General features: G+C 70.4%; 13 protein-coding genes. 3 read left to right on the top strand and 10 right to left on the bottom strand.

Annotated features, from left to right (window positions below; translation table 11 throughout):
* Position 1: 1 nt before the first annotated feature.
* Complete coding sequence (gene betA / locus OG331_RS41775) at positions 2-1,672, bottom strand: choline dehydrogenase (RefSeq protein ID WP_406206820.1); 1,671 nt, start codon at positions 1,670-1,672, stop codon at positions 2-4.
* A 166-nt stretch (positions 1,673-1,838) separates the two neighbouring features.
* On the opposite strand from betA, the gene OG331_RS41770 reads away from it, so the two are divergent.
* Positions 1,839-2,621: an IclR family transcriptional regulator gene (locus tag OG331_RS41770; protein ID WP_406210653.1), complete on the top strand. Its 783-nt coding sequence runs from the start codon at positions 1,839-1,841 to the stop codon at positions 2,619-2,621.
* Positions 2,622-2,629: 8 nt separating this feature from the next.
* Here OG331_RS41770 and OG331_RS41765 read toward each other — a convergent pair whose 3' ends face one another.
* The 5 genes from OG331_RS41765 to OG331_RS41745 form a co-directional block, all read right to left on the bottom strand.
* Positions 2,630-3,760 (bottom strand): aromatic ring-hydroxylating dioxygenase subunit alpha, encoded by a 1,131-nt coding sequence (locus OG331_RS41765; protein ID WP_406206817.1) that lies wholly within the window; start codon positions 3,758-3,760, stop codon positions 2,630-2,632.
* Between the two features lie 50 nt (positions 3,761-3,810).
* Complete coding sequence (locus OG331_RS41760; RefSeq protein WP_406206814.1) at positions 3,811-4,974, bottom strand: NAD(P)/FAD-dependent oxidoreductase; 1,164 nt, start codon at positions 4,972-4,974, stop codon at positions 3,811-3,813.
* Positions 4,971-5,333, bottom strand: a complete 363-nt coding sequence (locus tag OG331_RS41755; protein WP_406206811.1) for a bifunctional 3-phenylpropionate/cinnamic acid dioxygenase ferredoxin subunit — start codon at positions 5,331-5,333, stop codon at positions 4,971-4,973. Before OG331_RS41755 ends, OG331_RS41760 begins: the two co-directional genes overlap by 4 nt.
* A gap of 198 nt (positions 5,334-5,531) precedes the next feature.
* The gene (locus OG331_RS41750; protein WP_406206808.1) at positions 5,532-6,161 is read right to left on the bottom strand and encodes an MBL fold metallo-hydrolase; all 630 of its coding nucleotides are present in this window, start codon (positions 6,159-6,161) and stop codon (positions 5,532-5,534) included.
* Entirely contained in the window at positions 6,161-7,246 is a 1,086-nt protein-coding gene (locus OG331_RS41745; RefSeq protein WP_406206805.1) for an S-(hydroxymethyl)mycothiol dehydrogenase, read from the bottom strand. Before OG331_RS41745 ends, OG331_RS41750 begins: the two co-directional genes overlap by 1 nt.
* Positions 7,247-7,469: 223 nt before the next feature.
* Here OG331_RS41745 and OG331_RS41740 point away from each other — a divergent pair, with 223 nt between their 5' ends.
* Positions 7,470-8,747, top strand: coding sequence for an alginate lyase family protein (locus OG331_RS41740; protein ID WP_406206802.1), 1,278 nt, complete (start codon positions 7,470-7,472; stop codon positions 8,745-8,747).
* 16 nt (positions 8,748-8,763) lie between these two features.
* On the opposite strand, the gene OG331_RS41735 is transcribed toward OG331_RS41740, so the two are convergent.
* From OG331_RS41735 to OG331_RS41725, 3 genes are all read right to left on the bottom strand, one after another.
* Positions 8,764-9,996 (bottom strand): glycoside hydrolase family 88 protein, encoded by a 1,233-nt coding sequence (locus tag OG331_RS41735; RefSeq protein ID WP_406206801.1) that lies wholly within the window; start codon positions 9,994-9,996, stop codon positions 8,764-8,766.
* 123 nt (positions 9,997-10,119) lie between these two features.
* A complete protein-coding gene (locus OG331_RS41730; protein ID WP_406206798.1) occupies positions 10,120-10,581 on the bottom strand; it encodes an Lrp/AsnC family transcriptional regulator in 462 nt (153 codons plus the stop codon).
* Positions 10,582-10,609: 28 nt separating this feature from the next.
* Positions 10,610-10,825 carry an Lrp/AsnC ligand binding domain-containing protein gene (locus tag OG331_RS41725; RefSeq protein WP_406206795.1) on the bottom strand — a complete coding sequence of 72 codons (216 nt, stop codon included), beginning with the start codon at positions 10,823-10,825 and terminating at the stop codon, positions 10,610-10,612.
* 51 nt (positions 10,826-10,876) lie between these two features.
* Here OG331_RS41725 and OG331_RS41720 point away from each other — a divergent pair, with 51 nt between their 5' ends.
* Positions 10,877-11,812: a LysR family transcriptional regulator gene (locus tag OG331_RS41720; protein ID WP_406206792.1), complete on the top strand. Its 936-nt coding sequence runs from the start codon at positions 10,877-10,879 to the stop codon at positions 11,810-11,812.
* 69 nt (positions 11,813-11,881) lie between these two features.
* Here the strand turns inward: OG331_RS41720 and OG331_RS41715 are convergent, their stop codons facing one another.
* Entirely contained in the window at positions 11,882-12,058 is a 177-nt protein-coding gene (locus tag OG331_RS41715) for a hypothetical protein (protein WP_362379010.1), read from the bottom strand.
* Between the last annotated feature and the right edge of the window lie 20 nt (positions 12,059-12,078).

The following is a 12,078-nucleotide window of genomic DNA, read 5'->3' as shown; positions in this document are numbered from 1 at the left end:
TCTACTTCGTCTGCTTCCGGACGTCGGGGTAGCGGTAGTACGCGGCCGTGGACGGCTCCAGCGGCTTCCTGCCGAGGATGAGGTCGGCGGCCTTCTCGGCGATCATCATCACCGGGGCGTAGATGTTGCCGTTGGTGACGTACGGCATCACAGAGGCGTCCACCACACGCAGGCCCTCCACGCCGTGCACCCGCAAGCTGGTGGGGTCGACGACGGACATGTCGTCGGTGCCCATCTTGCACGTGCAGGAGGGATGCAGGGCGGTCTCGCCCTCCTCGGCCACCCAGGCGAGGATCTCCTCGTCGGTCGCGACGCCCGGCCCCGGCGAGACCTCCCCGCCGTTGTAGGGGGCGAGGGCCGGCTGTTCGAGGATCCTGCGGGCCACGCGGACCGCCTCGACCCATTCGCGGCGGTCCTGCTCGGTGGAGAGATAGTTGAAGCGCAGCGCCGGGTGCTCGTTCGGGTCCTTGCTCTTGATCTTCACGGAGCCGATGGCATCGGAGTACATCGGGCCCACGTGGACCTGGTAGCCGTGGCCGCCGGCGGGCGAAGAGCCGTCGTAGCGGACCGCGACGGGCAGGAAGTGGAACATCAGGTTGGGGTAGTCCACGTCGTCGTTGCTGCGGGCGAAGCCGCCGGCCTCGAAGTGGTTGGTGGCGGCCGGGCCCTTGCGGAAGAGCCACTGGAGCCCGATGAACGGGGCCCGCCACTTCGCCATGTACGGCTGCATGGAGACGGGCTGCTTGGAGGCGTACTGGACGTAGACCTCCAGGTGGTCCTGCATGTTCTCGCCGACGCCCGGGAGGTCGTGGACGACGTCGACGCCGAGGGCACGCAGCTCCTCGGCGTTGCCGACACCGGAGAGCTGGAGCAGCTGCGGGGAGTTGATCGCGCCGCCGCAGAGGATGACCTCCTTGGCGCGGACCTGCTTGACCGGGCCCCGGCCGCGCCGGCACTCGACGCCGACCGCTCGGTTGCCCTCGAACAGGACCCGGGTGACGAGGGTGCGGGTTCTGACCGTGAGGTTCGGCCGGTCCATGACGGGCTTGAGATAGGCCTTCGAGGCGGACAGGCGGCGGCCGCGATGGACGTTGCGGTCGAACTTGGCGAAGCCCTCCTGCCGGTAGCCGTTGACGTCCTCGGTGCGGGGGTAGCCCGCTTCCTCGGTGGCCTTGAGGAAGGCGCCGAACAGGGGGTTGGTGGCCGGGCCGCGTTCGAGCACGAGAGGGCCGTCGTGGCCGCGGAACTCGTCGTCCGCGTCGGCCGCCAGACAGTTCTCCATCCGCCGGAAGTACGGCAGACAGTGCGCGTAGTCCCAGGTCTCCATGCCCGCGTCGGCCGCCCAGCGCTCGTAGTCCATGGGGTTGCCGCGCTGGAAGATCATGCCGTTGATGCTGCTGGAGCCGCCCAGCACCTTGCCGCGCGCGTGATAGACGCGCCTGTCGCCCATGTGGGGCTCGGGCTCGGACTCGTACTTCCAGTCGTAGAACCGGTTGCCGATCGGGTAGGTCAGCGCCGCGGGCATCTGGATGAAGACGTCCCACGGATAGTCGGTGCGGCCCGCCTCCAGTACCAGCACCCGGTTCGCCGGGTCCGCGGAGAGCCGGTTCGCCAGTGCGCTGCCGGCCGAGCCGCCGCCGACGATGAGGAAGTCGAAGTGCACAGGTGCCATGGTGCCTCGTCTCGCTCGCGCCGTTGATACGCGAGGCATGCTAGCGGTGGGTTCGCGATACGCACCAGGTTGCGAACCGCGCAACTTTTTGCGGGCTGATCACGGCTCTGTTGCTTGCCGTGGCGTTGTTTACTGCGCGTATAGTTTTACTGTGAGCAACTACAGCATGGACACGGAAACGTCGAACTCGCAGGCCGGCGGGGTCCAGTCGGTGGATCGTGCCATCAGCGTGCTGGAGATCCTCGCCCAGCGTGGTGAAGCCGGCGTCAGCGAGGTCGCGGCCGAGATCGATGTGCACAAGTCCACCGCCTTCCGCCTGCTCGGCGCCCTGGAGGCGCGCGGTCTGGTGGAGCAGGCGGGCGAGCGTGGCAAGTACCGGCTCGGTTTCGGCATCGTCCGGCTGGCCGGCGCGGTCACCGGCCGTATCGACATCACCCAGCAGGGTCGTCCGGTCTGCGAACGTCTCGCCGAGGAGCTCGGCGAGACGGTGAACATCGCCGTCATGCAGGAGCACTACGCGATCAACCTCTACCAGGTTCGCGGCCCGGGCGCGATCACAGCGCACAACTGGGTCGGCCAGCTGACCCCGCTGCACGCCACGTCGAGCGGCAAGATCCTGCTGGCCCACATGCCCGCGAAGGAGCGCGCCGCGCTGCTGTCCACCACGGGCATGAAGAAGGTCACCTCGAACACCATCACCGCGAAGACCAAGCTCGAGAAGAACCTCGCCGAGGCCCGCGAGCGCGGCTACTCCTTCACCCTGGAGGAGCTGGAGATCGGCCTGCACGCCATCGCCGCACCGGTCCGCAACCGGGACGGCGAGGTCGTCGCGGCCCTCAGCGCCTCCGGGCCCGCCTACCGCTTCACCGAGGAGCGTCTGCACGAGCTCTCCCCGGTGCTGCTCAAGGGCGCCGAGGAGATCAGCCACCGAATGGGCTACCTGGGCTGACCCGCCGGTTACGACCGGGGGACGCCGAGACGCTCGTTCACCCAGTCGTGGAAGGCACCGATGTGGTGCTCGCTCGGCACCAGCACGCCCCCCTTGGCGTACAGCCGGGAACTCATGCCGGGCTGAGTGCGTTCGCACGCGTCGAAGTCCTGGCGGTTGACCCGGTCGAAGAGTTCCACGGACCGGCTGACGTCCTTGCCGCTCTCGACGACGTGCGGGAGGTAGAGCCAGTCGCACTCGACGATCGTGCGGTCGACGGACACCGGATACATCCGGTGGAAGATCACATGGTCGGGGACGAGGTTGATGAACACCTGCGGCCTGACGGTGATCGCGTAGTAGCGGCGATCCTGGTCCTGTGCGACCCCGGGGATACGGTCCAGGCCCTCGGACCCGTCGACGGTGAAGCCCTGGACGTCCTCGCCGAACTCGGCGCCGTGTCCGACGTAGTACTGGGCGGCGTAACCGTCCGCGAACTCCGGGAGCACCTCGGTGAGTTCGGGGTGAATGGTGGCGCAGTGGTAGCACTCCATGAAGTTCTCGATGATGAGCTTCCAGTTCGCCCGGACGTCGTAGACGATCCGCCGGCCCACGGAGAGGCTGTCGATGTCGTAGCGCTCGATCGCCTCGACGTCGCCGAGGCGGGCGACGATCTCACCGATGACCTCCTCCTCGAAGGAGGGCGGGTTCTCCGCGAGGCACACCCACACATAGCCGAGCCACTCACGTACGGCCACGCTCACCAGGCCGTACTCGGTGCGGCCGACGTCGGGCATCTTCGTGAGGTTGGGTGCCGCGACGAGCTTGCCGTTCAGGTCGTACGTCCAGGCGTGGTACGGGCACTGGAAGGCCCGTTTGACCTCGCCGGACTCCTGGGTGCAGAGCTTGGCTCCGCGGTGCCGGCACACGTTGAAGTACGCGCGGATGCCGTTGTCCCTCGCCCGGGTGACGAGGATGCTCTCGCGGCCCACGTCGAAGGTGCGGAAGGCGCCGGGCTTCGCGAGGTCGGACGCGCGCGCGACGCAGAACCACATGGTCTCGAATATGCGCTCCTGCTCCTGGGCGAAGATCACCGGATCGGTGTAGGAGGAGCCGGGGAGAGTGGCGATCAGACTGTCCGGCAGGCTGGTCGAGGTCACGGTGCACTCCTCGGAGAACGTCGTGGAGGGGTGATGTCTCAGGGGCGGGGTCAGGACATCGCCGCGGCGAGTTGCTTGCGCCAGCGGGTGAACAGGCGCGGCTGGTTCATCCCGAGCACGGCGACCGGGTCCCCGGCACGCCGGTAGACGGCGAGCACGTCACGGTCGCCCGGGGCGCCCGCCTCGACGGTCACGCTGTCGGCGCCGGCCGCATGCCCGACGAACTGGATCTTCACGCCGTACTGGTCGGACCAGAAGTACGGCGGCCGGGGCACACCCGGTGCCACCGCACCCCCCGCCAGCAGCGCGGCGACCGCGGCGTCGGGGCGCTCCCGCGCACCGGTCCAGTGCTCGACCCGGCGGTGGAAGCCCGCACGGGGGTCGTACCAGTTGGCGCAGTCGCCGACCGCGACCACACCGGCCAGGCTGGTACGGCCGTCCGCCCCGCACTTGACGCCGTTGTCTAGTTCGACGCCGGAGCCGTCCAGCCACCGCACGCACGGACTCGCGCCGACCCCGACCACGACGATGTCGGCGGGGAGGCTGCGGCCGTCCTCCAGCAGGACGGCGTCGACGCGGGTCTCCCCGCTCAGTCCCTTGACGCCCACACCGCACAACAGCCGTACGCCGTGGTCGGCGTGGAGCGCGGAGACGACGGCGCCCATGGTCTCGCCGAGCGGTCCGGCGAGCGGTGTCGGCGCCACCTCCACCACGGTCACGTCGAGCCCGAGGGCGTACGCGGTGGAGGCGACCTCCGCCCCGATGAAGCCGCCGCCGATCACCACCAGGCGTCCGCCGCGGGCCAGTTCGTCGCGCAGGGCGCGGGCGTCGTCCAGGGTGCGCAGGGTGTGCACCCCGGACAGGCCCTCGGAGCCGGGCAGCGTACGCGCCGCGGCACCGGTCGCGAGGACCACTCCGTCGGCGCGCACCTCGTGTCCGTCGGCGAGCCGGACGGTGCGCTCCGTGCGGTCGAGTCCGACGGCACGGGTGCCGAGCAGCCACTCGGCCCGCAGGTCCTCGTCGTCCGTCTCCAGCGCGAGTTCCGTCTCGCCGAGGGTGCCGGCCAGGAACTCCTTGGACAGCGGGGGCCTGTCGTAGGGGCGGTGGAGCTCGTCCCCGATGACGACCAGCCGTCCGTCGTAGCCCTGCTTGCGCAGGGAGCGGGCCGCCGACAGACCGGCGAGCGAGGCGCCGACCACGGCCACCGTCCTCACGCGACTCCCCCGGCGAGCCGGGCTGCGATGCAGGGCGGCAGGTTGGGGGCGTCCATGGACAGCCGGACGTGGACCACGCCGTCCTCGACGACGACCTCGTGGGTCCGGACCGGAAGCTTCGCCGGCGGGGCGTCGACCGCGCCGGTACGCAGGTCGAACTTCGAGGCATGCAGCGGGCATTCCACCTCGCAGCCCTCCAGCCAGCCGTCGGCGAGCGACGCGTCCTGGTGGGTGCAGGTGTCGTCGATGGCGAAGAGCTCGCCATCGTCGGTGTGGAACACCGAGACCGGCGGATCGATATCGAGCCGGAGGGCCTCGCCTCGCGGGAGATCCACGAGACGGCACGCGGGAATCATCATGACACCTCGGTGCGTATAGCGAAACGGATTGCGATGAGCGCAACGCCAGTTTGAAGGCCGCCCGGAAGCGTTGTCAAGGCATCCATGGGGCTCGTTCGGACAGGCCGTTCACGCGATTTCCGGGCAGCTCGAAAAGCCCGAACCACCTGCGGAAACAGGTGGAACGGGCGCCGTACGAGGACCATCCGGGGGGGGCGGTCAGAAGCCGCGGTCGAGCCACTCCTGGAGGTGCGGGGCCTCCGCGGCCACGGTCGTGGTCTCCCCGTGCCCGGTGTGCACGACGGTGTCGCCCGGCAGCGTCAGCAGCCGCTCCCGGATCGACTCGACGATGGTCGGGAAGTGGCTGTACGACCTCCCCGTCGCTCCCGGCCCGCCGGCGAACAGGGTGTCGCCGCTGAAGAGCGCCGTCAGGTCCGGCGTATACAGACAGACCGCGCCGGGGGCGTGGCCCGGCGTATGCAGCACGGTCAGTTCGATGCCGGCCACTGTGAGCACCTGGCCGTCGGACAGGTCGCCGTCGGGCATCCGGTCGGGGTGGGTCTGCTTCCACAGCGGCAGGTCGTCGGAGTGGAGCAGGACCGGGGCCCGGGTGCGTTCCGCGAGTTCGGGAGCGGCGTCGATGTGGTCGTTGTGGGCGTGGGTGCACACGATGGCCCGCAAGGTGCGGTCCCCGAGGGCTTCGGCGATCGCCCCGGCGTCGTGGGCCGCGTCGATGACGATCGCCTCGGTGTCGTCGCCGACGATCCACACGTTGTTGTCGATGTCCCAGGTGCCGCCGTCCAGGGAGAACGTCCCCGAGGTGACGAGGCGTTCGATGCGGGCCGCCATCAGAGGACCACCACGGAACGCAGGACGTCGCCGTGGTGCATGCGCTCGAAGGCCTTCTCGACGTCGTCCAGCGCGATGGTCTCCGTGACGAAGGCGTCCAGGGGCAGCCGGCCCTGCAGATGGAGGTCGATCAGCATCGGGAAGTCCCGGCTCGGCAGGCAGTCGCCGTACCAGGACGACTTCAGGGCGCCGCCGCGTCCGAAGACGTCCAGCAGCGGCAGCTCCAGCTTCATCTCCGGGGTCGGGACACCGACGAGGACGACCGTGCCGGCGAGGTCGCGGGCATAGAAGGCCTGCTTGTACGTCTCCGGGCGGCCGACCGCCTCGATGACGACGTCGGCGCCGAATCCGCCGGTCAGCTCACGGATCGCCTCGACCGCGTCGGAGTCCTTGGAGTTGACGGTGTGCGTCGCGCCCAGCTTCCTGGCGGTCTCCAGCTTGCGGTCGTCGATGTCCACCGCGATGATCTTCGCCGCGCCTGCGAGGCCGGACCCCGCGATCGCCGCGGCCCCGACGCCTCCGCAGCCGATGACGGCGACCGAGTCACCCCGGCCGACGTTGCCGGTGTTGATGGCAGCGCCGATGCCCGCCATCACCCCGCAGCCCAGCAGGCCCGCCACGGCCGCCGACGCGGCCGGGTCGACCTTCGTGCACTGTCCCGCCGCCACCAGCGTCTTCTCCGCGAACGCGCCGATGCCCAGCGCCGGCGACAACTCGGTGCCGTCCGGCAAGGTCATCTTCTGCTTCGCGTTGTGGGTGGCGAAGCAGTACCACGGCCGGCCGCGCAGACAGGCCCGGCACTGCCCGCACACCGCACGCCAGTTGAGGACGACGAAGTCGCCGGGCGCGACATCGGTGACGCCCTCCCCCACCGACTCCACGACACCGGCGGCTTCGTGGCCGAGCAGGAAGGGGAAGTCGTCGTTGATGCCGCCCTCGCGATAGTGCAGGTCGGTGTGGCACACCCCGCACGCCTCGATCTTCACCAGCGCCTCGCCCGGGCCCGGGTCCGGCACGAGGATCGTCTCCAGGCTGACGGGGGCACCCTTGCCCCGCGCGACGACAGCACGGACCTGGTGCGTCATGGCCACTCCTCGGCTGGTCGAGACCGGAATCAGATGTTGCTCATTACGGCACACATCTCGTACGTCGCAACACAGCATCAGGGAGAGCCGAACGGCGGTCAAGGGCCCGACAAACCGTGGCGCGACCCCTTTCGCGGAGCGGGGCGCCGTGGCATGCTCACACCATCACAGACATGAACATTGTTCATATGCATGAACCCTCTCATCGGTCAAGGAGTGGATCATGACTGCACGCTCCCGCTTGGGTGTCCTGCTGGCGGTCCTGGCCGCGTTCACCACCGGCGCCGCCCCCGCCGCCTCGGCTCCGGCCGAGGTACAGCGGGCGCCCCGCATCCCCCACACCGCCGTCCTGGACGGTCAGCGTCTGCACCAGACGAAGATCCGCCTCGACCGCGGTGACCCCCAACTCCGGCAGGCACTCCGGGCGTTGCGGACACGCGCCGACAGATGGCTGGACCAGGGCCCCTGGACGGTCGTCGACAAGCCCCGGCCCGCGCCCGGCGGCGACGTCCACGACTACCTCAGTCAGGCGCCGTACTGGTGGCCGACCAAGGCCCCGACCCCGGACAACCCGTGGGGCTGCCCGTATGTGCAACGTGACGGCGAGCGCAACCCGGAGGTCGACTCCGGCACCGACCGCCAGGACGTCGAGAAGACCTTCGACTCCAGCTACGACCTCTCGCTCGCCTGGTACTACACCGGCGACAAGCGGTACGCCGAGAAGGCCGGGCAGGTGCTGCGGACCTGGTTCCTCGATCCGGCCACGAGGATGAACCCGAACCTGGACCACGCCCAGTTCATTCCGTGCAAGTACGACGGCCGCGCCATCGGCATCATCGACTTCTCGCAGTCGTACACCAGCGTCCTCGACGCACTCGCCCTGCTTCAGGCGGGCGCTCCCGGCTGGACCGCGAAGGACCGCACCGGCATGACGCGGTGGAACACCGCCTTCCGGGACTGGCTCAGGAACAGTGACTTCGGCAAGCAGGAGGCCGCGGCCACCAACAACCACGGCACCTTCTACGACATGCAGCTCGCCGCCCTCGCCTACGCGACCGGCGACGAGGACCTGGCCCGCCGCACGGTCCTGGACGCCCGGAGCAAGCGCATCGCGCCGCAGATCGCGTCCGACGGCAGCCAGCCGCAGGAGCTGACCCGGACCAGGAGTTGGCACTACTCGACGTTCGACCTGGTCGCCTACACCCGGCTCGCGGCCATCGGCCGGCACGTCGGTGTGAACCTGTGGGCCTACCGAGGACCTGACGGGCAGAGCCTGTTCAAGGCCGTGGACTATCTGCTGCCCGCGGCGACGGGAGCAGCCGCCTGGCCGCACCCCGAGATGGAGTTCCACCGGTACGCGGCGACCGACGTCGTGCACGCGGCCGCCGACGCCGGGGACCGGCGGGCACAGCGAGCCGTTCCGCTGCTGGAGGAGCCGCCGGGCGGCGACCTGTGGGCCCTGCGCCCGGCGGCGGAACAGCTGGACTCCATCGCGGGGTGACCGCCGGCCCGCCGGTTCAGACCCCGGAGAGGTCGATCGCGCGGTCGACGTCCTGCGGCTGCAACACCCGCAAGATGCCTTCCAACAGGTAGTAGTCGGCGTACGGCAGGGAGACCTCGATCCCGTCCTCGGCCGGCCGGTTGCGCGTGCAGCGGGCCACCACCGCTTCCGCGCGGGCCGAGTTCCTCGTCAGGCACGTCTCCGCGAGCGCGGTGAGCAGCCGCAGCGCCACCTCGCGGTAGGCCTGCCTGCCGGTGGCCGCGGACAGGTCGAGCAGTCCGCACGCCATGATCGCCCCGGCCGACGCGTCCTTGATGTCGTACGGCTGTTGCGGCGCGCGATAGTCCCACACCGGGACGTGGTCGGGGGTGAGCGCCCCGATCGCGAAGTCCGCGAGTCTGCGGGCGGTGGCCAGGAACTCGGCGTTCCCGGTGCGGCGGTACATCGTGGTGAACCCGTACAGCCCCCACGCCTGACCGCGCGACCAACAGGACGTGGGGCTGTACCCCTGCACGGTGTTCGGGCCGATCGCGGCGCCGCTCTTCGGGTCGAAGTCGTAGACGTGGGGCGTCGATCCGTCCGGGCGCAGGAAGACCCGCTGAGCCGTCTTCGCGTGCTCCACTGCGATGTCCAGGTACTTGTCGTCGCCGGTCCGGCCGCTCGCGAACGCCAGCAGGTCGAGGTTCATCATCGTGTCGATGATGACCCGGCCGGCGTTCCCCTGGTCGTTCAGCGCGCCCCACGCTCTGATGAAGCGCCCGCGCGGGTTGTACCGCTGGATCAGGGAGTCGGCCGCCCGCACGGCACCGGTCCGCCATGCCTCGTCGCCCGTCAGCCGCCAGGCGGTGACCCAGGACGGGTAGAACAGGAAGCCGAGGTCGTGCGTGCCGGTGTCGTACTGGCGCGGGGCCAGCTTCTGCGCGGAGGCCAGCGCCTGGGTGCGGAAGGTGTCGTCCTTGCTGTAGAGCCACGCCATCCAGAGCGTGCCCGGCCAGAACCCGCCGACCCAGTCGCCGTTCTGCGAGTAGGTCCACTTCTCGAACTTCGTGCCGACGGGGAAGGCGGTCACGGTCGGTGCGACGGTGTGCAGCTTCTCGACGGCGTAGTCGGCCGCCGCGCGGAGTTTGCGCAGGGTCGGTGCCGGCGCCCGGCCGGCGTTCACGTCCGCGGCCGTGGCGGGTGTCGAGGAGGCGCCAATCGCTGCGGCGCCGACCGCCGTGGCCAGCACCGTCCGCCGGGAAACGCTCATGCCGGTTCCTCCAACTGGTCAAGGGGAGAGCGGAGTTGACCGAGCGTTGCACGGCGGACACGGTGCTGTACACCCACGTGAGCCATGTTCATCAGTGTGAACGACTTGTCGAGCCGACGACGGTCATCGGTGGCAGCGCAGAACATGTCGTGCAGGGACTGCGAGGCGGACAGTCCACGGACACCGCCTCGCGCACCACGGGGAGCGCGTGACGAAGTCGTGGAGGGCCGCCTCGTCCGGGAACGCGGTGAGGACCAGCAGTTGGCGTTCGCCGGTGACGAAGCTGACGTACCGGACGTGCGGCGACCCGGCGAGCGCCGCCGTCACCGAGTCGACCGCCGCCGGAACGGCACGCACCCACAGCACGGCCTCCACCGGCAGCCCGAGCAGCACCGGCTCGATGACGGCCCGGACGCGGACGCGGCCCTCCCGGCGCAGCGCGCCCAGCCGGCGGCCGGCGGTGGCCTCGGACACCCCGGACACCCGCGCCAGTTCGTCGTACGTGCACCGTCCGTCCTCGGCCAGGGCGTTCACCAACAGCCGGTCGGCGCGCGAGAGTTCGCCGACACCGTCGGACGGGGGCAACAGTCGGCCGACGCGGGGGCGGCGGTACTCACGGGGGCGCGCCGGGCGGGCCCGGGAGTTCGTCCATGACCAGTCCCGCGAGCCGGTCGCGGGGGCACTGCACCTCCGCGAGGCAGTCCCAGCTCCCGGTCAGCACGTGGGCGAAGACGCACTCGGGGCGGCGCGCCAGCGCGGTCGCGACGACGCGGGCCTGACCGGGAGCGCAGCGCACCCCGACCACGGTGCCGCGTCCGCGTACCACCATGGCGCCGATCCGTACGAGCCCGGATCCGGGTGCGCGGCTAGGTTGGCGGCTGTGGATCTCAACGCCGTACGCACCTTCGTCGCCGTCGCGGACGCCGGCCAGTTCCAGAAGGCCGCCGTCGACCTGGCCCTCACCCAGCAGGCCGTCTCCAAGCGGGTCGCCACGCTGGAGAGGGACCTGGGTGTGCGGCTGCTGACCCGCACACCGCGCGGCGCGGAGCTCACCATCGACGGGCAGGCGTTCCTGGCCCATGCCCGGACCCTGATCCAGGCCGAGGAGAGGGCGAGATCCTCGGTACGTCCCGGCAGCCGTGCCCTGCGCGTCGACGTCGTCGGCCGACGGGTCTCGCTGGCCGGGGTGCTGCGCGAATTCCACCGCGCCCATCCCTCGGTCGCCCTGGACGTGGTGATCCTCCCCGGCTCCGAGGAGGCCGTCGCGGCCGTCCGGGACGGCGTCATCGACGCCACGTTCCGCGCGGTCACGATGCCCGGGCAGCGGATCCCCGACGGCATCGAGATCACTCCGGTCCACGACGAGCCGCTCCACCTGTTCACCGGCCCCGCGCACCCGTTCGCCGGCGCCTCGGCGGTCACCCCCGCTCAGCTGGCGGGCCACCGGATCTGGATGCCGGGCAACGTCCCCGGCGCGGAGTGGACCGCGTACTACGAGGCGCTGGCCGCGGACTTCGGGCTGACCATCGAGGCCACCGGCCCCAACTTCGGGGTCGAGGCCCTCATCGACACGATCGCGGCCTCCCCGACACTGGCGACCTTCCTCGGCACTCAGACGCCTCTCGTCCGGCCCGCCGGGTACGACATGCGGCTCATCGCGCTGCGCGACCCGACACCGGTCTACCCGCACTCACTCCTCTGGCGCGCCGACAACCCGCATCCGGCCCTCACCGCCCTCCGGGAGCACTTCACGTCGGTCCGCCGGGACCCACCGGGCGGCGAGATCTGGACACCCACATGGACTCGGCGCGGGTGAACGGGCCTTGGGGCAGCCACCTTCGGCGAGGGTGCGCCCAAGCGCACACGGCTGACCGCCGACCGGCGATCACGGGGTCCTGAAGTCGTCCACCCGTTCTCCCTCGGCCTGGGACGGCTCGGTCCTGGGGACGTCGGGGTGCTGCTCGACGGCCGCGCGCTCCGCCGGTTCATCGCGTTCGCCCTCGGCCTGGGAAGGGGTGTGCGAGTACAGCCAGCGGTCGTAGTCCGAGGCTCGGGTCTTCATGGCTGACCTCCGTTGGTCGC

The organism is Streptomyces sp. NBC_01017 (assembly GCF_045162795.1).
GTDB classification, from domain to species: Bacteria; Actinomycetota; Actinomycetes; order Streptomycetales; family Streptomycetaceae; genus Streptomyces; species Streptomyces machairae.
The sequence above is the reverse complement of the archived record's forward strand: the minus strand, read 5'-3'. Positions and strand labels throughout refer to the sequence as shown.

Excerpts from the sequence above, each read along its gene's own strand:
- OG331_RS41755 (WP_406206811.1), bottom strand. The coding sequence starts at position 5,333 with ATGATGATTCCCGCGTGCCGTCTCGTGGATCTCCCGCGAGGCGAGGCC.
- OG331_RS41735 (WP_406206801.1), bottom strand. The coding sequence starts at position 9,996 with ATGAGCGTTTCCCGGCGGACGGTGCTGGCCACGGCGGTCGGCGCCGCA.
- betA (WP_406206820.1), bottom strand. The coding sequence starts at position 1,672 with ATGGCACCTGTGCACTTCGACTTCCTCATCGTCGGCGGCGGCTCGGCC.
- OG331_RS41715 (WP_362379010.1), bottom strand. The coding sequence starts at position 12,058 with ATGAAGACCCGAGCCTCGGACTACGACCGCTGGCTGTACTCGCACACC.
- OG331_RS41745 (WP_406206805.1), bottom strand. The coding sequence starts at position 7,246 with ATGACGCACCAGGTCCGTGCTGTCGTCGCGCGGGGCAAGGGTGCCCCC.
- OG331_RS41750 (WP_406206808.1), bottom strand. The coding sequence starts at position 6,161 with ATGGCGGCCCGCATCGAACGCCTCGTCACCTCGGGGACGTTCTCCCTG.
- OG331_RS41770 (WP_406210653.1), top strand. The coding sequence starts at position 1,839 with ATGGACACGGAAACGTCGAACTCGCAGGCCGGCGGGGTCCAGTCGGTG.
- OG331_RS41725 (WP_406206795.1), bottom strand. The coding sequence starts at position 10,825 with ATGGTGGTACGCGGACGCGGCACCGTGGTCGGGGTGCGCTGCGCTCCC.
- OG331_RS41740 (WP_406206802.1), top strand. The coding sequence starts at position 7,470 with ATGACTGCACGCTCCCGCTTGGGTGTCCTGCTGGCGGTCCTGGCCGCG.